Source organism: Streptomyces sp. NPDC051684 (assembly GCF_044453445.1).
GTDB lineage: Bacteria > Actinomycetota > Actinomycetes > Streptomycetales > Streptomycetaceae > Streptomyces.
In genome coordinates, this window is record NZ_JBITCS010000008.1 from 125,240 (window position 1) to 146,972 (window position 21,733).

Genomic DNA, 21,733 nt, shown 5'->3' on the forward strand with positions numbered 1-21,733 from the left:
GACGTTCTGGCGTCGATGGTATGCGGACAGTGTCGGCGGGCCCCGGTCGACTCCCCCGCGCCACGCTACGCAAGACGCGGCTTCGCGTGCAGGTGCCTGACTGTCAGTGCGGACCCGTATCGTCGTGACGCATGGAGACCAGCACCGATCAGGCCCCCGAGCGGGCCGTGGCCGCCCCGCCGGGGTCGCTCTCGCCGTCGCGCGCGAGCGATTTCATGCAGTGCCCGCTGCTGTACAGGTTCCGGGTGATCGACAAGCTGCCGGAGAAGCCGAGCGAGGCGGCGACGCGGGGCACGCTGGTCCATGCCGTCCTGGAGCGGCTCTTCGACGCGCCCGCGGACGAGCGGACGGCGCCGCGGGCGACGGCGCTGATTCCCGGCCAGTGGGAGCGGCTGCGGGAGTCGAAGCCGGAGCTGGCCGAGCTGTTCGCCGACGCCGGTGAGGGCGAGGAGGCCGCGGGCGAGCGGATGGCGCGCTGGCTCGGTGATGTGGAGCGCCTCGTGGAGCGGTGGTTCACGCTGGAGGATCCGACGCGGCTCGAACCGGTCGAGCGGGAGCTGTTCGTGCAGGCCGAGCTGGAGTCGGGTCTGAAGCTGCGCGGGATCATCGACCGGGTGGACGTGGCGCCGACCGGCGAGGTGCGCATCGTCGACTACAAGACGGGCAAGGCGCCGCGCCCCCAGTACGCGGAGGGCGCGCTCTTCCAGATGAAGTTCTACGCGCTGGTGGTGTGGCGCCTGAAGGGCGTCGTGCCGCGCCGCCTGCAGCTCGTGTATCTGGGCAGTGGGGACGTGGTGACGTACGACCCGGTGCCCGCGGATCTGGAGCGGGTGGAGCGCAAGCTGCTCGCGTTGTGGGAGGCGATCCAGCAGGCGACGGAGACGGGTGACTGGCGGCCGCGGCCGACGAAGCTGTGCGGCTGGTGCGACCACCAGGCGGTGTGCCCGGAGTTCGGCGGCACTCCCCCGCCGTACCCGCTGCGGATCGTCCCGGCCGCAGCGGCCGGGGTGGAGGACCTCCCGCAGGCATAGCAGGGCAGAATGGGCCGCCGGGTCTATCGAAGGATCAAAGGAGAGTTTCGTGGCCATCCGCGTCCTACTGGTCGACGACCAGCCGCTGCTGCGTACGGGCTTTCGCATGATCCTGGAGGCCGAGCAGGACATCGCGGTGGTCGGCGAGGCCGGGGACGGTCTGCAGGCGCTCGACCAGGTGCGTGCCCTGCAGCCCGATGTGGTCCTGATGGACATCCGGATGCCTCGGATGGACGGCGTGGAGGCGACCCGGCAGATCTCGGGCCCCGGCAAGGACGGCCCGGCGAAGGTGCTGGTGCTGACCACGTTCGATCTCGACGAGTACGTGGTGGAGGCCCTGAAGGCGGGGGCCAGCGGCTTCCTGTTGAAGGACGCGCCCGCGGGTGAGCTCGTGCAGGCGATCCGGGTGGTGGCGGCCGGCGAGGCGATGCTGGCGCCGAGCATCACGCGCAGACTCCTCGACAAGTACGCGGACCATCTCCCGTCCGGTGACGAGCCGGTTCCGGACACGCTGCACACGCTGACGGAGCGGGAGGTGGAGGTGCTGAAGCTGGTCGCGCGCGGCCTGTCGAACGCCGAGATCGCCGCCGACCTGTTCGTGAGCGAGACGACGGTGAAGACGCACGTCGGCCATGTGCTGACGAAGCTGGGCCTGCGGGACCGGGTGCAGGCGGCCGTGTACGCGTACGAGAGCGGGCTGGTCCGCCCCGGCGCGCAGTAGCCCGCGGACCGTCCCCGGACGCAGAACCGCCCCGACGCAGCACCGCACCCGGACGCAGAACCGCCCCGGCGCGCTGTTGCGGCCGGGGCGGTCTCCGTGATCGGTCGGATCGGTGTCAGCCCTTGCTGATCTCCCAGAACCGGAAGACGGTCGACGCGTCGAGGCAGTTCTCCAGGCCGTACACGTCGGACTTGGCGACGGCGTACTGCTTGGCCTGCCAGACCGGCAGGATGGGCAGTTCGTCGGCGACGATGTTCTGGAGCTGCTCGTAGCGCGGGGCCGTTCCGGAGCGGTCGCTCTGGGCGCCGGTCTCGGGGATGATCCGGCCGGTGATCGTGCTGTTGTCGTAGTGGTTGTCGAGGACGTTGCCCTTGCCGAAGAACGGCTGGGTGAAGTTGTCCGGGTCCGGGTAGTCGGGCACCCAGCCCTTGACGTAGACGCCGTACTTGCCGGACTTGATGTCCCGCTCGTACTGGGCGAACTCGACGGACTTCACGTCGGCGTCGAACAGGCCGCTCGCGTTGAGCTGCTTGGCTATGGTCCTCAGCTCGGCGTCCGTGGCGGGGCCGTAGCGGGCGGGCGTGGACCAGAGCGTGAGCTTGACCGGCGTGTTGATGCCGTCGGCGCGCAGTGCGGCCGCCGCCCTGCTCTTCGAGGGGCGGGCCCCGTACTTGTCGAAGAACGCGGTGTTGTGGCCGGTGATGCCCGCCGGGATGATCGAGTACAGCGATGTGGCGGTCTGGTCGTACACGTCGTCGATGAGGGCGTCGCGGTCGATCAGGTAGGCCATCGCCTTGCGGACACCGATCTTGCCGGCGACCGGGTCGTTCATGTTGAAGACGAGGTGCTGGACCTCGGCGCTCGTGCCCTCGATGACGTCCATGTTCTTGGTGCCGGACTTCTCGATGTCGGCGACGTCCTTGGCGGCGAGGCCGCGGTAGGCGAGGTCGAGCTTCCCGGCGAGCAGGGACTTCTTCAGGCCCGCCTGGTCACCGTGGAAGAACTTCATGGTGACGCCGTGGTTCTTGACCTTGGCGGTGCCCTGGTACTTGGCGTTGACCGAGAAGGCGGCCTGCTTCTTGCCGAAGGAGTCGAGCTTGTAGGGGCCCGAGCCGGTGGCCTTGCCGTCCGCGCGGAGCTTGTTCGCGGGGTACTCGGTGTGGTCGACGATCGATCCGGCGCCCGAGGCGATCTTGCTGGGGAAGGTCGCGTCGGCGGACTTCAGCTTGAAGGTGACGGTCTTCGCGTCCGGGGTCTCGACCTTGTCCAGCATCGGGAACATGATCGCCGGGCCGGCCTCGTCATTGATCCGCATCATGCGGTCGAAGGAGAACTTGACGTCCTTCGACGTGAGCGCGTGACCGTTGCTGAACTTCAGGCCGGGGCGCAGCGTGCACGTGTAGACCTTGGTGGCGCTGTCGCTGAAGTGGCACTCCTTGGCGGCTTCCGGCTCCGGCTCGGTGCCTCCGTTGGGGAAGCTGAGCAGTGACTGGAAGACGTTGTTGAACAGCAGCCACGAGCCGGGATCGTAGCCGGAGGCCGGGTCGGTGGCCTGGATGTCGTCGGACATTCCCATGACCACGGCGTCGCCGCCGTCGGCGGAGTCGCTCTCGTCAGAGCCACAGCCGGTCAGGAGTGCCGCGGCGAGTCCCGCGCCGAGGGGCATGACCAGCCACTGGTTGCGCATTCTCACGTACGTGCCTTGTCGTCGGTCGAGCGGACGGGCTGGGACCGGCCCGCGAAGGACCGGCCCCGGGGTGGGCTCAGCCGCTGACGCCGCGGCCCAGCTCCCACAGCTGAAGGACCGAGGAGGCGGACAACGCCCACTCCACCCCGGTGATGTCGTCGCGGGCGGCGACGTACTGCTTGCCCTGCCACAGCGGCAGGACCGGCACGTCGTCGGCGACGACGTTCTGGATCTGCTGGATGGGCTTGGACGCGGTGAGCCGGTCGGCCTCGCGGCGCTCGGCCGGGATCAGGTCGCCGCGGATCTGGCTGTTGGCGTACGGGGACGACAGGAAGTTGTCCTTGTCGAGGAACGGCGCGAGGAAGTTGTCGGCGTCCGGGAAGTCGGGGAACCAGCCGAGGCCGTAGACGTCGTACTTCCCCTTGAGCTGGGCGTCGCGGTAGGTGTCCCAGACGTCGCCCTTGATGTCGACGTGGAACAGACCGCTGGCGTTCAGCTGCTTCTGGAGGAGCTCGAACTCCTTCTTCGTGCCGGATCCGTAGTGGTCGCTCGTGTAGTGCAGGGTCAGCTTGACCGGCGTGTGGATGTTCGCCTGCTGCAGGATCGAGGCGGCCTTGGACCTGCTCGGGTCGCCGTACTTGTTGAAGAACGAGTTCTGGTGGCCGGTGATGCCGCTGGGCACGAGCGAGTAGAGCGGCTCGGCGCCGGTGCCGTACACCTTGGAGGCGAGCTCGCCGCGGTCGACGAGCTGCGCCATTGCCTGGCGGACGGCCTTGTCCCGGACGGTGCTCGCCTTGGTGTCGAAGCCGAGGTAACGGATCTCCATGCCGGGCATCTCGACCAGGTTGATGTTCTTGGGCGCGCTGCCGGTGTGGTTCGAGTACCTCTTGATCTGATCCGGCGACATGGTGCGCGTCATCATGTCGATGTCGCCCTTCTCCAGCGCCTTGCCCATGGCGTCGGCGTCGGTGAAGGAGTCCAGCTCCACCTTGTCGTTCTTCGGCTTCAACTGCCCCTTGTAGTTGGGGTTCTTGGTGAAGACGGTCTTGACGACGGCGTCGTCCTTGACGCTGGCCTTCAGGGTGTAGGGGCCGGAGCCGTTGACCTTGAAGCCGTTGCGCAGCTTGTTCTTCGGGTACTCGTCGGGATCGACGATGCCTGCGGAGGGTGTGGCCAGCTTGTACGGGAACGTCGCGTCCGGGGACTTGAGGTGGAAGATGACCTCACGGTCGCCCTGCGTCTCGATGGTGTCGATCGAGGAGAGCAGACCGTAGGAACCGCTGTCGCTCTTGATGTTCCGGACGCGGTCGATGGAGTACTTCACGTCGGCCGCGGTGATCGGCTTGCCGTCCGCGAACTTGAGGTCCTTGCGCAGCTTGCAGGCGTAGCGCTCGCTGCCGCTGTCGGAGAATATGCAGCTCTGGGCGGCCTCGGGCACGGGCTCGCCGCTGCCGCTGCGCGGCATGGCCATGAGCGTCTGCACGGTCTGGCGCAGCACGTTCCAGGATCCGGTGTCGTAGGCGTACGCCGGGTCGAACGGCGCGGGTACCTTGCCGGAAGCGATGAACCGGTCCGTGGTGCCCACCTTGATCGCATCGCCGCTCGCGTCTCCGCTGTCCGACCCGCCGCATGCGGCGAGCACGGGGGCCAGCAGACCGATGATGGCCGGCAGCACCAAAGTCTTGCGGTTCATGCTCGAAGTTCTCCAGAGCTGTTGAACCCGCCGGCCCGGCGAAAGGGGTGGGACGCGTGGGCGACGGGAGGGTACGGCGATGTTCTCGCGACGACATTAATGGGCGTGCCGCCGCGGTTCGCGGGCGCGGGAGCGGAGCTTCCATCACGCTGTGGAATCAGGCGTGGACGCACCGAAAACACCTCAGGAGGAAGGTTCGTCGCATGGGGTGGCCAATCGGGACACAAGGGCACCTCGCATCGCACGGAAAGCGGTCGCGCAGCACCTGCCCGACGGACTGTCGACCCCTGGGGGAGTGGGAAAGGTCACACGGCCAACGAGCCTGTCATGCGCACCGATTCAGCCACCTCGCGGACTTCAGGACGTCATGAGTCCCTTCAGGAAAGGCACGTTGACGTGTTCCAGGGAGCGGACGACGGCGCGCCGGGGCGCGGGCTCGATCGGCGACACGGACGGCACGGCGACGACCTGACAGCCCGCCGCCTCGGCGGATGTGACGCCGGTGGCGGTGTCCTCGATGACGGCGCAGCGCGCCGGTTCGGCGCCGAGGCCGGAGGCCGCGAGGAGGTACGGGTCGGGGTGCGGCTTGGTGCGTGAGACCTCGTCACCGGCGACCGTGAGGCGGAAGTTGGCCCGCCCGAGCGAGTCCAGGACGCGGTCGATGATGCGCCGGTGGGAGGCGGACACGAGCGCCGCGGGCACGTCGTGCGCGGCGAGTTCGGCGAGGAGTCTCGCGGCCCCCGGCATCAGGGGCAGGGAGCGGCTGATGCGCTTCTCGAAGCCGTCGTTGAGCAGCACGGTCAGCTCGGGCAGGGTGATGTCGGCGCCGGTGGCCTCGATGAGGAAGCCGGCGCTGCGGGTCATGGGCCCGCCGACGACGATATGGCGCCAGGAGTCCTCGAGGGTGTGGCCGAGTTCGGCGAAGACGGCCTTCTCGGCGTCCCACCAGAAACCCTCGGTGTCGACGAGGGTTCCGTCCATGTCGAGGAGCACGGCCTGAAGCGTGGAGCCTTCGGCCGTTCGGGTACCGAGTGCGGGGACCGTACTGGTCATCCGTACACCTCCATGAGGGACGAAGAGGCCGGTTGCCCCCTTTCGAACACAAAGGGCAACCGGCCTGCGCTGGACCGACCAGTGTACGACTGGTCCGGATTACCGCGCGTTGAAGTACTTCGCCTCGGGGTGATGGATGACGATCGCGTCGGTGGACTGCTCGGGGTGGAGCTGGAACTCCTCGCTGAGCTGGACACCGATCCGCTCCGGCTCCAGGAGGTCGGCGATCTTCGCGCGGTCCTCCAGGTTCGGGCAGGCGCCGTAACCGAGGGAGAAGCGGGCACCCCGGTACTTCAGGTCGAACATGTCCGCCATGGCGTCCGGGTCCTCACCCGCGAAGCCCAGCTCGGAACGCACGCGCGCGTGCCAGTACTCGGCGAGGGCCTCCGCCAACTGCACGGACAGGCCGTGCAGTTCGAGGTAGTCGCGGTAGGAGTCTGACGCGAACAGCTTCGCCGTCTCCTCGCCGATCCTGGAGCCGACGGTGACGACCTGGAGGCCGACGACATCGGTCTCGCCGGACTCCTCCGGGCGGAAGAAGTCCGCGAGGCACAGGCGGCGGCCGCGGCGCTGGCGCGGGAAGGTGAACCGGGTCCGCTCGTTGCCCGCGTCGTCCAGGATGATCAGGTCGTCGCCCTTGGACACGCACGGGAAGTAGCCGTGCACGACGGCCGCTTCGAGCATGTTGTCCGTGTGCAGCTTGTCGAGCCAGCCGCGAAGGCGCGGCCGGCCCTCGGACTCCACCAGCTCCTCGTACGAGGGACCGTCGCCGGTACGGGACTGGCGCAGGCCCCACTGGCCCTTGAAGAGGGCGCCCTCGTCGAGCCAGGACGCGTACTCCTTGAGCTGGATGCCCTTGATGACGCGGGTGCCCCAGAACGGCGGCTCGGGGACCGGGTTGTCGACGGCGACGTCGGAGCGCACCGGCCCCTCGTCGACCTCGTCCTCGATCACGACGTCCCGCTTGGGGACCCGGCGCTGCTTGAGCTCCGGCAGGGTCGCCCCGGGCACGCCGCGTTTGACCGCGATGAGGGCGTCCATCAGGCGCAGGCCCTCGAACGCGTCGCGGGCGTAGCGGACTTCGCCCTCGTAGATCTCGTGCAGGTCCTGTTCGACGTACGCGCGGGTGAGGGCGGCGCCGCCGAGGATCACCGGGAAGTCGGCGGCCAGCTTGCGCTGGTTGAGCTCCTCCAGGTTCTCCTTCATGATCACGGTCGACTTGACCAGGAGCCCGGACATGCCGATGACGTCGGCGCGGTGCTCGGCGGCGGCGTCGAGGATCGCGGAGACGGGCTGCTTGATGCCCAGGTTCACCACGTTGTAGCCGTTGTTGGACAGGATGATGTCGACGAGGTTCTTGCCGATGTCGTGGACGTCGCCGCGGACGGTGGCGAGCACGATGGTGCCCTTGCCCTCCGAGTCCGACTTCTCCATGTGCGGCTCCAGGTGGGCCACCGCGATCTTCATGACCTCGGCGGACTGGAGCACGAACGGCAGCTGCATCTGGCCGGAACCGAACAGTTCGCCGACGACCTTCATGCCCGCCAGGAGCGTGTCGTTGACGATGTCGAGGGCGGGCCGGGTCTCCAGCGCCTCGTCGAGGTCGGTCTCCAGACCGTTCTTCTCGCCGTCGATGATGCGCCGCTGGAGGCGCTCGTCGAGCGGCAGCGCTGCCAGTTCCTCGGCCTTGCCGGCCTTCAGCGACTTCGCGGTGGCGCCCTCGAACAGCGCCATCAGCTTCTGCAGCGGGTCGTAACCCTCCGCGCGCCGGTCGTAGATCAGGTCGAGAGCGGTGGTGACCTGCTCCTCGTCGAACCGGGCGATCGGCAGGATCTTCGAGGCGTGCACGATCGCCGAGTCCAGGCCGGCCTTCACGCACTCGTCGAGGAAGACCGAGTTGAGGAGGATACGGGCGGCCGGGTTGAGGCCGAAGGAGATGTTCGACAGGCCCAGCGTCGTCTGCACGTCCGGGTGGCGGCGCTTGAGTTCGCGAATCGCGTCGATGGTCGCGATGCCGTCCTTGCGGGACTCCTCCTGACCCGTGCAGATAGTGAACGTCAGGCAGTCGATGAGGATGTCCGACTCGTGGATGCCCCAGTTCCCGGTGAGGTCCTCGATCAGCCGCTCGGCGATCTGGACCTTGTGCTCGGGGGTGCGGGCCTGGCCCTCCTCGTCGATGGTCAGCGCGATCAGCGCGGCGCCGTGCTCCCGCGCCAGCTTGGTGACCTTCGCGAAGCGGGACTCGGGGCCGTCCCCGTCCTCGTAGTTCACGGAGTTGATGACGGCGCGGCCGCCGAGCTTCTCCAGGCCGGCCTGGATGACGTCGACCTCGGTCGAGTCCAGGACGATCGGGAGCGTGGAGGCGGTGGCGAAGCGGCCCGCCAGCTCCTGCATGTCGGCGACGCCGTCGCGGCCCACGTAGTCGACGCACAGGTCGAGCATGTGCGCGCCCTCGCGGATCTGGTCACGGGCCATCTCCACGCAGTCGTCCCAGCGGGCCTCCAGCATGGCCTCGCGGAACTTCTTCGAGCCGTTGGCGTTGGTGCGCTCGCCGATCGCCATGTACGCGGTGTCCTGGCGGAACGGCACCGTCTGGTAGAGCGAGGCGGCGCCCGGCTCGGGCTGCGGAGCGCGGGTCGTGGGCTCCATGCCGCGCACCCGCTCGACGACCTGGCGCAGGTGCTCGGGCGTGGTGCCGCAGCAGCCACCGACCAGGGAGAGGCCGTACTCGCGTACGAAGGTCTCCTGGGCCTCGGCCAGCTCGGGCGCCGTGAGCGGGTAGTGGGCGCCGTCCTTGCCGAGGACCGGCAGGCCCGCGTTGGGCATGCAGGAGATCGGGATGCGGGAGTGCCGGGCGAGATAGCGCAGGTGCTCGCTCATCTCGGCGGGCCCTGTGGCGCAGTTCAGGCCGATCATGTCGATGCCCAGCGGCTCCAGGGCCGTCAGGGCGGCACCGATCTCGGAGCCGAGCAGCATCGTGCCGGTGGTCTCGACGGTGACCGAGCAGATCAGCGGGAGGTTCGCGCCGGTGGCGTCCAGGGCCCGGCGGGCGCCGAGGATCGCGGACTTGGTCTGCAGGAGGTCCTGGGTGGTCTCCACCAGAAGGGCGTCGGCGCCGCCCGCGATCATGCCTTCGGCGTTGGTCTGGTAGGCGTCGCGCAGCACCGTGTACGGAGCGTGTCCGAGGGTGGGGAGCTTGGTACCGGGGCCCATCGAACCAAGAACCCAGCGCTGCTGCCCCGTCTTCTCGGTGAACTCGTCGGCGACCTCGCGGGCGATGCGGACACCGGCCTCGGAGAGCTCGAAGTTCCGCTCGGGGATGTCGTACTCGCTCAGGGCGGCGAAGTTCGCGCCGAACGTGTTGGTCTCGACACAGTCGACACCGACGGCGAAGTACTCCTCGTGGACCGAGCGGACGATGTCCGGCCGCGTCACGTTCAGGATCTCGTTGCAGCCTTCGAGCTGCTGGAAGTCCTCAAGCGTCGGGTCCTGCGCCTGCAGCATGGTGCCCATCGCTCCGTCGGCCACCACGACGCGGGTGGCGAGGGCTTCTCGGAGGGCGTCCACACGGGCGCGGGGATCGGATGCGGGCGTTGGCAACGAGGCCATAAAAGTTCTCCCAGAGGTGCGACGGCTGTCGGCTTTGCGGCTCCACTCCCGGAGGCGCACCCGGTCAGGGTAACGGGGACGATGGTCCCCTCGTGAGTACGTCCACGAGCCGGAACGGCATGCGCGTGTCGTGGCCGGAAGCGTCCGATGGAAATATTGGCGCACGCCGCGCTCGCCCGAGGTCGGCAACGACCGATACTGTTCAGCATTGCCGAACGTTGCATGGCGACTCCAGCCAGCGATCCGCCAGTGATCCGCCAGCGACCTGTCAGCGAGAAGAACCGAGGGAGGAAGGGACTGCGATGGCACGCAACATCCAGTCGCTCGAACGGGCCGCGGCCATGCTCCGGTTGCTCGCGGGCGGCGAGCGGCGGCTCGGCCTCTCGGACATCGCCGCCGCGCTCGGTCTCGCCAAGGGCACGGCCCACGGCATCCTGCGCACCCTGCAGGCCGAGGGCTTCGTGGAGCAGGACTCCGCCTCGGGCCGCTACCAGCTGGGCGCCGAACTGCTGCGCCTGGGCAACAGCTACCTGGACGTGCACGAGCTGCGGGCCCGCGCCCTGGTGTGGACGGACGACCTGGCCCGCTCCAGCGGCGAGGCGGTCTACCTCGGCGTGCTGCACCAGGGAGGCGTGCTGATCGTGCACCACGTTTTCAGGCCCGACGACAGCCGGCAGGTCCTGGAGGTCGGCGTGATGCAGCCGCTGCACTCCACGGCCCTGGGCAAGGTGCTCTCCGCGTACGACCCGGTGGCGCACAGCGAGGTCCTGGAGGCCGAGCGCAAGGACTTCACCGCGCGCACGGTGTGCGACTCCGGCGACCTGGAGGCGGTGTTCGATCTCACCCGTGCGCGCGGGTACGCCGCCGACATCGAGGAGACCTGGGAGGGCGTGGCCTCGGTCGCCGCCCCGATCCACGACCGGCACCGGATGCCGGTGGGTGCCGTGGGCATCACGGGCGCCGTCGAGCGCGTCTGCAAGGCCCCCGACGACGGCGGGGCGGGCGGCGACGCCGGTTCCGGCGGGCTGCGCCCCGAGCTGATCGCCGCCGTCCGCGACTGCGCGCGCGCCGTCTCCCGCGATCTGGGCGCCAGCCGCTTCTGAGCCGCGCCCGCCGGATTCAAGGTGCAGGCCGCACCGATCCGAGTGACCATCGTTGAACGCCCACCGGCCTGTCGCCCCACAACGACGGGCCGATAACCGCAGGCGATCAATAACGATCGCGCATTCGATAAAAGATCCCTTGACGAGCCGGGAACCGCAGAGCGAGACTCGCGTCCATCGGTCGGCATTGTCGAACACCTACCGGCAATACGCGTTAGAGTGTCAACAGGCCAGACCGGACCCGACCCTCGCCTGAGGGCTCGGACCACCGGAAAGGGACCCGGGAGGTTCGTTACTCGGGTTTTCCCCTGGACGAAGGACAAAGGAGTCGCGGGTGTCCAGCCACGACATCTTCCTCGGCGAGACCATCGGTACCGCCATTTTGGTTCTGCTGGGCGGTGGCGTGTGCGCCGCCGTCACTTTCAAGCGCTCGAAGGCCTACGAGGCCGGCTGGGTCGCCATCGCGTTCGGCTGGGGCTTCGCGGTTCTTACCGGTGCCTACATGGTGGGTGGCGTCTCCGGCGCCCACCTGAACCCCGCCGTCACCGTCGGTCTCGCCATCGAGGGCGGCACCAAGTGGAGCGACGTGCCGCTCTACCTGGTCTCCCAGCTCTTCGGCGCCATGATCGGCGCGGTCCTGGTCTGGCTCGCGTACTACGGGCAGTTCCACGCCCACCTCACCGACCGTGAGGTCCTGGTCGCGCACAACGGTGCCGCTGACGACGAGGGCCTCGTCGACCCGAAGGCCGCGCCCGAGGCGGGCCCCGTGCTCGGCGTCTTCTCCACCGGTCCGGAGATCCGGAACGTGGCGCAGAACCTCATGACCGAGATCATCGCCACGGTCGTCCTCGTCCTGGCGATCCTCACGCAGGGTCTGAACGACGAAGGCAACGGCCTGGGCGTCCTCGGCGCCCTGATCACCGCACTCGTCGTCGTCAGCATCGGCCTCTCCCTCGGTGGCCCGACGGGCTACGCCATCAACCCGGTCCGTGACCTCGGCCCGCGCATCGTGCACTCGCTGCTCCCGCTGCCCAACAAGGGCGGTTCCGACTGGTCGTACGCCTGGATCCCGGTGGTCGGCCCGCTCGTCGGCGGTGCCCTCGCCGGCTTGATCTACAAGCTGTTCTGAGCGACGCCACGCAACCGACCACTCACGAACCACGCACGAGGAGCACACCGTGACCGACGCACACACCACCGGCCCCTTCATCGCGGCGATCGACCAGGGCACCACGTCCAGCCGCTGCATCGTGTTCGACAAGGACGGCCGGATCGTCTCCGTCGACCAGAAGGAGCACGAGCAGATCTTCCCGAAGCCGGGCTGGGTCGAGCACGACGCGAACGAGATCTGGGCGAACGTCCAGGAGGTCGTCGCCGGTGCCATCACCAAGGCCGGCATCACCCGGGACGACATCAAGGCCATCGGCATCACCAACCAGCGCGAGACGACGCTGCTCTGGGACAAGAACACCGGTGAGCCCGTCCACAACGCCATCGTCTGGCAGGACACCCGCACCGACGCCCTGTGCAAGGAACTCGGCCGCAACGTCGGCCAGGACCGCTTCCGCCGCGAGACCGGCCTCCCGCTGGCCTCCTACTTCGCGGGGCCCAAGGCCCGCTGGCTGCTCGACAACGTCGAGGGCCTGCGCGAGCGCGCCGAGCGCGGCGACATCCTCTTCGGCACGATGGACACCTGGGTCATCTGGAACCTGACGGGCGGTGTCAACGGCGGCAAGCACTTCACCGACGTCACCAACGCCTCCCGCACGATGCTGATGAACCTGCACGAGATGCAGTGGGACGAGCGCATCTGCTCCTCCATCGGCGTCCCGATGTCGATGCTGCCGGAGATCCACTCCTCCGCCGAGGTCTACGGCGAGGTCACCGGCGGCAAGCTGGGCGACCTGCTCGGCGGGATCCCGGTCGCCTCGGCGCTCGGCGACCAGCAGGCGGCCCTGTTCGGCCAGACCTGTTTCGCCGAGGGCGAGGCCAAGTCCACGTACGGCACCGGCACGTTCATGCTGATGAACACCGCCGACAAGGCCATCAACTCGTACTCCGGCCTGCTGACCACGGTCGGCTACCAGATCGGCGACCAGAAGCCGGTCTACGCACTTGAGGGCTCGATCGCCGTCACGGGCTCCCTGGTGCAGTGGATGCGCGACCAGATGGGGCTGATCAAGTCGGCCGCCGAGATCGAGACGCTCGCGTCCTCGGTCGAGGACAACGGCGGCGCGTACTTCGTGCCCGCCTTCTCCGGCCTGTTCGCCCCGTACTGGCGCTCGGACGCGCGCGGTGTCATCGCGGGTCTGACCCGCTACGTCACCAAGGCGCACCTCGCGCGCGCCGTGCTCGAGGCCACCGCCTGGCAGACCCGCGAGATCACCGACGCCATGACGAAGGACTCCGGCGTCGAACTGACCGCGCTCAAGGTCGACGGCGGCATGACCTCCAACAACCTGCTGATGCAGACCCTCTCGGACTTCCTGGACGCGCCGGTGGTGCGCCCGATGGTCGCCGAGACGACCTGCCTCGGCGCCGCATACGCCGCCGGTCTCGCCGTCGGCTTCTGGTCCAACACCGACGAGCTCCGCGCCAACTGGCGCCGGGCCGCCGAGTGGACCCCCCGCATGGACGCGGCAACCCGCGACCGTGAGTACAAGAGCTGGCTCAAGGCCGTGGAGCGGTCCATGGGCTGGCTCGAAGACAGCTCTGTCGAGGAGTAACACCCCACCATGAGTACCCAGTCCACCCTGCAGACCGTGCCTGCCCTCGGAACGCACCCGGTCGCCGGTTCCAACCCGAGCCGCGCCGAGACCCGCGAGCAGCTTTCCAAGGCGACGTACGACCTCCTGGTCATCGGCGGCGGCATCCTGGGCATCTCCACTGCCTGGCACGCGGCGCAGTCCGGTCTCAGGGTGGCCCTGGTCGACGCCGGCGACTTCGCCGGCGCCACGTCCTCCGCGTCCTCCAAGCTGCTCCACGGGGGCTTGCGCTACCTGCAGACCGGTGCGGTGAAGCTGGTCGCGGAGAACCACTTCGAGCGGCGTGCGGTGTCCCGGAACGTGGCCCCGCACCTCGCCAACCCGCTCACCTTCTACCTGCCCGTCTACAAGGGCGGCCCGCACGGCGCGGCAAAGCTGGGCGCGGGTGTCTTCGCGTACAGCGCGCTGTCCGCGTTCGGCGACGGGGTGGGGCACCTGCTGTCCCCGGAGAAGGCCCAGCGCGATGTGCCGGAGCTGCGCACCGACAACCTGAAGGCCGTGGCCGTGTACGGCGACGACCAGATGAACGACGCGCGGATGGCGCTGATGACGGTCCGTGCGGCTGTCGACGCGGGCGCTGTCGTTCTCAACCACTCCGAGGTCACCGGGCTGCGGTTCACCAACGGCCGGGTCACCGGTGCCGAGCTCAAGGACCGCACCGACGGTGCGGAGTTCGGCGTCAACGCCCGTCTGGTGCTGAACGCGACGGGGCCGTGGGTCGACCACCTGCGCAAGATGGAGGACCCGAACGCGGCGCCGTCCATCCGCCTGTCCAAGGGCGCGCACCTGGTCATGAAGCGCACCGCCCCCTGGAAGGCCGCGCTCGCGACCCCGATCGACAAGTACCGCATCACCTTCGCCCTCCCCTGGGAGGACATGCTGCTGCTCGGCACGACCGACGAGGAGTACGAGGGTGACCCCGCCGACGTCTCGGTCACCGAGAAGGACATCGACCAGATCCTCGACGAGGCCGCGTTCTCGGTCCGTGACCAGCAGCTCAAGCGGGAGCTGATGACGTACTCCTTCGCCGGTCTGCGGGTACTGCCGGGTGGGCCCGGCGACACATCGAAGGCCAAGCGGGAGACGGTCGTCAACGAGGGCAAGGGCGGCATGCTGTCCGTCGCGGGCGGCAAGTGGACGACGTTCCGGCACATCGGCCGCACGGTGATGCAGAAGCTGGAGGCGCTGCCGGGACACCCGCTGGGCGACGACTTCGAGCCGATCAACAAGCTGCCGAAGAAGCTGCCGCTGCCGGGTGTCGCCAACCCGCGCGCCGTCGCGCACCGGCTGCTCGTCGACAGTCCCGCGCCCGGTCCGCGGATGGGCGCTGACACCGCCAAGCACCTGGCGACGCACTACGGTTCGCTGTCCTTCGACATCGCGCGGCTCGCCAACGAGAATCCGGAGCTGGCGGAGCGGGTGCACCCGGATGCGCCGGAGATCTGGGCGCAGGTCGTGTACGCGCGGGATCACGAGTGGGCGGAGACGCAGGACGATGTGTTGCGGCGGCGGACGACGCTGACGATTCGGGGGCTGGACACGGATGATGTTCGGTCCAGGGTGCAGGATCTGCTCGACAAGAAATAGGGCTCACCCGGGGTGACCAAAGGGGCGGCTCCCACGGGGGGAGCCGCCCCTTTCGGCTGTGCCGGGGTTGCGGTCGCGGGGCTCCGCCCCGGGCCCCGCGCCTCAATCGCCGGCGGGGCTGATTTGCCGCACCGGCGTTGCGGATTCGGGGCTATGCCCCGGACCTCGCGCCTCAATCGCCGCAGGGGCTTGATCTACTCGCCCGTCGCCGAAGGGTCCGTCTCGTCCGCGTCCAGGATCGAGTGTTCCAACTTGCCGAGCAGGCGGGCCAGTTGGCGGCGTTCGGCTGGGGAGATGCCGGCCAGCATGCGTTCCTCGTTGGCGAGGTGGTTGGTGAAGACCTCGTCGACCGTGGCCAGGCCGAGGTCGGTGAGGCGGGAGTAGACGACGCGGCGGTCGTCGGCGTCCCGCTCGCGCACGATCAGGCCGTCCTTCTCCAGGCGGTCCATGCGCAGGGTGACCCCGGCGGACGAGACGAGCCCCGAGTCGGCGAGCTGCCCGGCGGTGAGCCGGTAGGGCTTGCCCGCGCGGCGCAGTGCGGTCAGCACGTCGAAGCCCGCGACCGACAGGCCGTGGCGTTCGATCGACGCGTTGAGTTTCGTGTTGTAGCGCAGGAACGAGCGGTGCAGGCGGGCCAGCACCTCCAGCGGTCCGGTGTCGAGCTCGGGCCGCTCGCGCGCCCAGTCCGCCACGATCTGTGTCACGGCGTCGTGCCGCTTCGCCTTCCGCTCGGCCATCCCCGTCCCCTCGCGCGCTTCCCACGGGCGGACGCGAAATCGTACGCCCCTGAAAATTCTACCCCTGAAGCGATCCGAGGCGGCGCCTACCGATCACCCCGACCAGTATCACCGCCGCGAGCGCCGCGGCGGCCGGAACGGCGGCCTTCCTCAGGAGGACGGGCAGGGCGGCGGCGCCGAGGTCGACGGCCTCCGGTTCGCCGGGCCCCGCCGGAGCCGCGGACTCCGTGTGCGGGCTCGACATCAACGCCGCGAGCCGTTCGGCGAACTGTCCGACGATGCGGTCGCCGACCTCCGTCATGATGCCGCGGCCGAACTGGGCGGGGCGCCCGGTGATGTCCAGGTCGGTGCGGACGCGGACGCGGGTGCCCGCGGGGTCGGCGAGGAGCTCCGCGGTGACGGTCGCGGCGGCTGTGCCCGCGCCGCGGGTCTCGCTGCCGCTGAGGTCGAGCCGCATGCTGCGGGCGGCCTCGTCGCGGGTGACGGCGCCCTCGCCGTGGTAACTCATCTGCACCGCGCCGACCTTGACCTTCACGCGGCCGGTGAAGGTGTCGCCGTCGAGGGTGTCGAGGACCGCGCCCGGCATGCAGGGGGCGACGCGGCCGAGGTCGTGGAAGAGCTTCCAGGCGTCGTCCGGCGCCGCCGGGACGGTGAAGGTGTGGTCGAGCTGCATGGCGGGGTCTCCCGGTCGGGGGTCAGTGGGTGGGGGCGGGGGCGTCGCGCAGCAGGTCGCGGATGCGGCTGGGCGAGAGCGGGCCGCGTCGGACGACGACGCCGAAGGGGCGCAGGGCGTCCTCGACGGCGTTCGCGAGGACGGCCTGCGGGGCGATGGCGCCGCCCTCGCCGAGGCCCTTCACGCCGAGGTCGTTCATGGGGCTCGGCGAGTGGATCTCGTCCATGTCGAGATCGGGGATCTCGGAGGAGGTGGGGACGAGGTAGTCCATGTAGGTGCCGGTGCGGGGCTGGCCGTCGGGGCCGTAGATCATCTCCTCGTAGAGGGCGCCGCCGATGCCCTGGGCGATGCCTCCGGTGACCTGACCCTCGGCGATCAGCGGGTTGACGATGACACCGGCGTCGTGGACGACGACGTACTGGAGAATCTCCAACTCACCTGTTTTCACGTCGACTTCGACGACGGCGGCGTGCGCTCCGCTGGCGACGGCGAAGCCGGGCGGGCGGAAGTGGACGGTCTCGCTGAGTTCGGTGCCGTGCCGGCCGTCGGTGGGTTCGGGGGTGCCGGGAAGCGGGGCGCGGCCGGTGAGTTCGGCGAGGGTGAGGGTCGGCCCGTCGGCCGCCTTGGTGGTGAACACGGCGTCGGTGAGGGTGAGTTCGGCGACGGGGATGTCGAGGCGGCGGGCCGCCGCGTCGAGGGCCTTCTCGCGGACGAGCTTTCCCGCACGGTGCGTGGCGTTGCCCGCGTTGACGAGGGCGCGGCTGGCGATGGTGCCGACACCGAAGGGGGTCGCGGAGGTGTCGCCGCCGACGACGTCGATGATGTCGAGCGGCACACCGAGCGCGTCCGCCGCGATCTGCGCCATGGAGGTGCGGTGGCCCTGGCCCTGCGAGGGCGCGCCGATGGCGAGTTTGACGCGGCCGCTGGGCGCGATGTCGATGCGCGCGGTCTCGAACGGGCCGAGGCCGGTGGCCTCGATGTACAGGGCGTAGCCGACGCCGATGTGCTTGCCTTCGCGCACCTCCGTGGGCACGGAGACCTTGGCGCGGGCCCGGCGGAGCAGTTCGGGGAAGTCCCCCGAGTCGTACGACTGGGGGTTGCCGGAGCGGTCGACGAGGCCGGTCGTGTACGGCATGTCGTCGGGGCCGACGAGGTTGCGGGCTCTCAACTCGGCCGGTTCCAGGTCAAGTTGTGCGGCCAGTCGGTCCATCGCCCGCTCCATCGCGAAGACCGCCTCGGGGCGCCCCGCCCCCCGGTACGGGGTGGCGAAGGCGGTGTTGGTGAGGACGCCGACGACGTCGATGTCGACGTTCGGGATCCGGTAGGGGCCGAGGAGGTGGCACAGCGAGTTGTAGGGGACGACCAGGCCGGTCATGTTGTACGCGCCGAAGTTGACGGTGATCCGGTCGCGTACGGCCAGGAGTCTTCCGTCGGCGTCGGCGGCGAGTTCGATGCGGTGGAGCTGCTCACGGGCGTGCGAGGCGGCGGTGAGGTTCTCGTTGCGGTCCTCGCGCCATACGACGGGGCGGCCCAGCTCGGCCGCCGCGTACGGGATGAGCATTTCCTCGACGTAGAGGATGCCCTTCTGGCCGAAGCCGCCGCCGACGTCGGTGGCGATGACGCGGACGGACTCGGTGTCCAGGCCGAGGGTGGTCGCGATGGACTCGCGGACGCGGTGCGGGGTCTGGGTGTTCGACCAGACGGTGAGCTCGCCGCTGTACGGGTCGACGCGGGCGGCGACGGCGCGTGTCTCGATGGGTGAGGCGACGTAGCGGTGGGCCTGGAACTCCTCGCTGATGACGGTGTGCGCGGCGGCGAACGCGGCGTCGGGGTCGCCCACTTGGGCCGCGACAGCCACCGCCGTGTTGTCCGGCAGGTCCTCGTGAAGCCGTGGGGCGTCGTCGGCGAGGGCCCGGTCGGGGTCGACGAGGACGGGCAGGGGCGCGTAACGGACGTCGACGCGCTCGAGGGCGTCCTCGGCGAGGTAGCGGTTGTCGGCGAGGACGACGGCGACGGGCTGGCCGACGTACAGCACCTTGTCGGTGGCGAGCAGCGGCATCGGGGTCGCCTCGACACGCGGGGCGAGGAGTTCGGCGAGGCGGGGCGGGGTGCGCAGCTCCTCCTTGTTCAGGAGCGGTGCGAGGTGGGCGACGTCGGCGCCGGTCCAGACGGCCACGACGCCGGGGGTGTCGAGCGCGGCGGTCACGTCGACGGACTCGATGCGGGCGTGGGCGTGCGGGCTGCGCAGGACGGCGGCCTCCGCGGCGTCGGGCAGGTCGATGTCGTCGACGTAGCGGCCGTTGCCGCGCAGCAGGCGGTCGTCCTCGACGCGGGGGACGGGGCGGCCGATCCAGGTGGTGGACATGCGGATCACTCCCCTCGCCGCGCGTCGGCGGCCGGTACGGGTTCGTACGTCTCGTCGAGGGCGCGGGTGAGCGCGCGGCGGATGTTGCGGTAGCCGGTGCAGCGGCAGAGGTGGCCGCTGAGCGCGTCGGCGACCTCGGTGTCGTCGGGCCGCTCGTCCTGTTCGGTCAGGGCGGTCGCGGTCATGAGGAAGCCGGGGGTGCAGAAGCCGCACTGCATGCCGTGGCAGGCGTGGAAGGCCTCCTGTACGGGGGTGAGCGGCGCCTCCCCGGGCGCGAGCCCCTCCACGGTGCGCAGGACGGCGCCCTCGCACTGGACGGCGAGCGTGAGGCAGGACCGGACGGGCGTGCCGTCGACGAGGACGGTGCAGGCCCCGCAGACGCCGTGCTCGCAGCCGACGTGCGTACCCGTGAGCCGGAGCCGGTCGCGCAGGAAGTCGCTGAGCAGCAGCCGGGATTCGACCTGGGCGGTGACGGGGTCGCCGTTCACGGTGAGCCGAACCTCGTGCCAGCCGGAGGGTTCGGCGAGCGGCGGGGTACGGACGGTGGCGGGGCTCGGCGTGGTCATCGGGTGCGCTCCCAAGCGGTGGTGCAGGCGCGGACGAGGAGGTGGGCGGCGGCCTCGCGGCGGTACGCGGCCGTGGCGTGGACGTCGTCGGACGGGTCGAGGTGCGCGAGGGCGGCCTCCCGGGCGGCGGTCAGGGCGGCCTGCCCCGCGTCGGTGCCGGTCAGCGCCGCCTCGACGGCGGTCAGCCGGACCGGAGTGGGGCCGACGCCGCAGAGGACGACGCGGGCGGCGGCCACGGTGTCCCCTTCCCGTTCGAGGAGTACGGCGACGCCGACGGTGGCGAAGTCGCCGTGCCTGCGGGCGAGTTCCTCGAAGGCCCAGCCGCCTCGATGGGGCGGAAGGACGACCTCGGTGAGAAGTTCGTCCGGTTCCACGGCGGTCTGGAAGGTGGCGAGGAAGAACTCCTCGGCGTCCACGGTGCGCTCCCCCGCCGGGCCGGCGATGACGAAGCGCGCTCCCAACGCCAGGGCCGCGGTGGGGAGTTCCGCGGCCGGGTCGTGGTGGACGAGGCTGCCACAGACGGTGCCGCGGGCGCGGATCTGCGGGTGCCCGATGTAACCGATCACGGCGGCGAGCAGCGGCCAGCCCGCACGGACGCGGGGATCGGCGGCCGCGTCGCGCTGGCGGACGGCGGCACCGACGCGCAGCGCGCCCGACGCGTCGACGGAGAGTTCGCCGAGGCCGGGGATGCGGGTGATGTCGACGAGCAGTCCGGGGCGGGCGAGCCGCATGCTCAGCATCGGGATCAGCGACTGGCCGCCGGCCACGACCTTGGGATCGCGGTCCTCGTCGGCGAGCAGGGCGAGCGCCTCCGGGACGGAGCGCGGGGCGCAGTAGTCGAAGGGTGTGGGTTTCAAACCGTCTGCCACCAGGCCTCTCGGAGCGAGCGAACGGTACGGATTACCTAAGAGCTGAAATGATTGACTCTGAAGTACCTTCTTGGCAAGGGGATCGGTAACATCGAGCCTAGCCAGCCCTTGCACGGGTAACTGATTTGAACGCCCGTGCACAAACTGGCCCCTCTCCCGGCTCGACTACTGTTGCTCTGTGGACCCACAGCAGGAGAAGCGGCGCGGCCGATCGCACGACCCCGAGGGGAACCGGAGGGCCGTGCTCGAAGCGGCCCGGCGGCTGTTCGCGGCCCACGGCTATCAGGGCGTCGGCATCCGGGCCATCGCCGCCGAGGCCGGGGTGACACCCGGACTCGTCATGGCGTATTTCAGCTCCAAGGACGGGCTCTTCCGCGCCGTCGTCGGCGAGGGGACCGGCGTCACGGCCGCCCTGCTCGACGAGGCGGGCAACGATCCGGCCGGCCTCCCGGGCGCCCTCGCGCACTCCTACCTGGACCGCTGGGACCGCCTCTCCGCCCAGGACCCGCTGGCCGCGCTGATCCGCTCGGCGCTCAACCACCCGCCCAGCGCCGAGCAGTTGAGCGAACTCCTGGAACGCCTGGTGACCGGGCCCCTGCGGGGCGTGCTCGGCGAAGGGCCCGGGGCGGCGGCCCGGATCGGCATGATCCGCAGCGTCCTGTTCGGCGTCATCATGGAGCGCTACCTGTTCGCCCACGAGCCGGCCCGCTCGGTGCCGACGGCCGAACTGGAGCCGCTGCTCACCGACGTGCTGACCGCGGCCATCGGCACGCAGGCGGAGGGCGCCGACGGGCCACCGAGGGCCGAGGACTCCCCCGCCACCGACGCCGACACCCGCGTCTTCGCCGCCCTCACCGACTGCGCCACCCGCTACCGCACGCTGATCGGCCGCGTCGTCAAGCGGCACGGCCTCTCGCTCACCGCCTTCGAGGTGCTCGCCGAGCTGCGCCGCACCCCCGCCCCGCACCGCCGCACCATGGGCGAGCTGGCGGCGGCCGGGGCGCTCAGGGCCGGCGGGATGACCCAGCACGCAGACCGGCTCGCGCGGGCCGGGCTCATCGAGCGGGAGGGCGACGAGCGGGATCGGCGGATCGTGCAGCTGCGGCTGACCGAGGCCGGGCGGGAGCTGGTCGACCGGGTCACCGAGGAGCGCAGGGCGGGCGAGCGGGAGCTGCTCGGCGGGCTGCGGCCGGAGGAGCGGCGCGGGCTGCGGGCGCTCCTCGGGACGCTGGGCGAGGCCCTCGCGGACCCGCCGGGCACCGCCTGAGGTCTGC

Annotated in this window: 16 protein-coding genes; 7 read left to right on the forward strand and 9 right to left on the reverse strand. The window is 70.1% G+C overall.

All coding sequences use genetic code 11. The annotated features are described in order from the left end of the window. Positions 1–131: 131 nt before the first annotated feature. Both ACIA8D_RS12420 and ACIA8D_RS12425 read left to right on the forward strand, forming a co-directional pair. Entirely contained in the window at positions 132–1,031 is a 900-nt protein-coding gene (locus tag ACIA8D_RS12420) for a RecB family exonuclease (RefSeq protein WP_399231283.1), read from the forward strand. A gap of 49 nt (positions 1,032–1,080) precedes the next feature. Then, positions 1,081–1,752, forward strand: coding sequence for a response regulator transcription factor (locus tag ACIA8D_RS12425; RefSeq protein WP_266721484.1), 672 nt, complete (start codon positions 1,081–1,083; stop codon positions 1,750–1,752). 115 nt (positions 1,753–1,867) lie between these two features. On the opposite strand, the gene ACIA8D_RS12430 is transcribed toward ACIA8D_RS12425, so the two are convergent. The 4 genes from ACIA8D_RS12430 to metH form a co-directional block, all read right to left on the reverse strand. Beyond that, positions 1,868–3,445: an ABC transporter substrate-binding protein gene (locus tag ACIA8D_RS12430; protein WP_399231285.1), complete on the reverse strand. Its 1,578-nt coding sequence runs from the start codon at positions 3,443–3,445 to the stop codon at positions 1,868–1,870. A 70-nt stretch (positions 3,446–3,515) separates the two neighbouring features. Further along, complete coding sequence (locus ACIA8D_RS12435) at positions 3,516–5,132, reverse strand: ABC transporter substrate-binding protein (RefSeq protein WP_399231287.1); 1,617 nt, start codon at positions 5,130–5,132, stop codon at positions 3,516–3,518. Between the two features lie 357 nt (positions 5,133–5,489). Further along, a complete protein-coding gene (locus ACIA8D_RS12440) occupies positions 5,490–6,185 on the reverse strand; it encodes an HAD family hydrolase (RefSeq protein WP_399231289.1) in 696 nt (231 codons plus the stop codon). Between the two features lie 99 nt (positions 6,186–6,284). Further along, positions 6,285–9,794: a methionine synthase gene (gene metH / locus ACIA8D_RS12445; protein ID WP_399231291.1), complete on the reverse strand. Its 3,510-nt coding sequence runs from the start codon at positions 9,792–9,794 to the stop codon at positions 6,285–6,287. Between the two features lie 302 nt (positions 9,795–10,096). On the opposite strand from metH, the gene ACIA8D_RS12450 reads away from it, so the two are divergent. From ACIA8D_RS12450 to ACIA8D_RS12465, 4 genes are all read left to right on the forward strand, one after another. Then, positions 10,097–10,897 (forward strand): IclR family transcriptional regulator, encoded by an 801-nt coding sequence (locus ACIA8D_RS12450; RefSeq protein WP_399231292.1) that lies wholly within the window; start codon positions 10,097–10,099, stop codon positions 10,895–10,897. A gap of 334 nt (positions 10,898–11,231) precedes the next feature. After that, complete coding sequence (locus ACIA8D_RS12455) at positions 11,232–12,026, forward strand: MIP/aquaporin family protein (protein WP_399231294.1); 795 nt, start codon at positions 11,232–11,234, stop codon at positions 12,024–12,026. Between the two features lie 49 nt (positions 12,027–12,075). After that, positions 12,076–13,623 (forward strand): glycerol kinase GlpK, encoded by a 1,548-nt coding sequence (gene glpK / locus ACIA8D_RS12460; RefSeq protein ID WP_399231296.1) that lies wholly within the window; start codon positions 12,076–12,078, stop codon positions 13,621–13,623. 9 nt (positions 13,624–13,632) lie between these two features. Continuing rightward, entirely contained in the window at positions 13,633–15,249 is a 1,617-nt protein-coding gene (locus ACIA8D_RS12465) for an FAD-dependent oxidoreductase (protein ID WP_399231297.1), read from the forward strand. 194 nt (positions 15,250–15,443) lie between these two features. Here ACIA8D_RS12465 and ACIA8D_RS12470 read toward each other — a convergent pair whose 3' ends face one another. The 5 genes from ACIA8D_RS12470 to ACIA8D_RS12490 are packed head-to-tail and all read right to left on the reverse strand — an operon-like array spanning position 15,444 to position 20,447. Next, positions 15,444–15,986: a MarR family winged helix-turn-helix transcriptional regulator gene (locus ACIA8D_RS12470; protein WP_399231299.1), complete on the reverse strand. Its 543-nt coding sequence runs from the start codon at positions 15,984–15,986 to the stop codon at positions 15,444–15,446. Positions 15,987–16,044: 58 nt separating this feature from the next. Beyond that, positions 16,045–16,659 (reverse strand): SRPBCC family protein, encoded by a 615-nt coding sequence (locus tag ACIA8D_RS12475; RefSeq protein WP_399231301.1) that lies wholly within the window; start codon positions 16,657–16,659, stop codon positions 16,045–16,047. A 22-nt stretch (positions 16,660–16,681) separates the two neighbouring features. Continuing rightward, entirely contained in the window at positions 16,682–19,024 is a 2,343-nt protein-coding gene (locus ACIA8D_RS12480; protein WP_399231303.1) for a xanthine dehydrogenase family protein molybdopterin-binding subunit, read from the reverse strand. A 5-nt stretch (positions 19,025–19,029) separates the two neighbouring features. Beyond that, positions 19,030–19,590 carry a (2Fe-2S)-binding protein gene (locus tag ACIA8D_RS12485; RefSeq protein WP_399231305.1) on the reverse strand — a complete coding sequence of 187 codons (561 nt, stop codon included), beginning with the start codon at positions 19,588–19,590 and terminating at the stop codon, positions 19,030–19,032. Continuing rightward, entirely contained in the window at positions 19,587–20,447 is an 861-nt protein-coding gene (locus ACIA8D_RS12490) for an FAD binding domain-containing protein (protein WP_399231307.1), read from the reverse strand. Before ACIA8D_RS12490 ends, ACIA8D_RS12485 begins: the two co-directional genes overlap by 4 nt. A 190-nt stretch (positions 20,448–20,637) precedes the next feature. On the opposite strand from ACIA8D_RS12490, the gene ACIA8D_RS12495 reads away from it, so the two are divergent. Beyond that, a complete protein-coding gene (locus ACIA8D_RS12495; RefSeq protein ID WP_399231308.1) occupies positions 20,638–21,726 on the forward strand; it encodes a TetR family transcriptional regulator in 1,089 nt (362 codons plus the stop codon). Positions 21,727–21,733 lie beyond the last annotated feature (7 nt).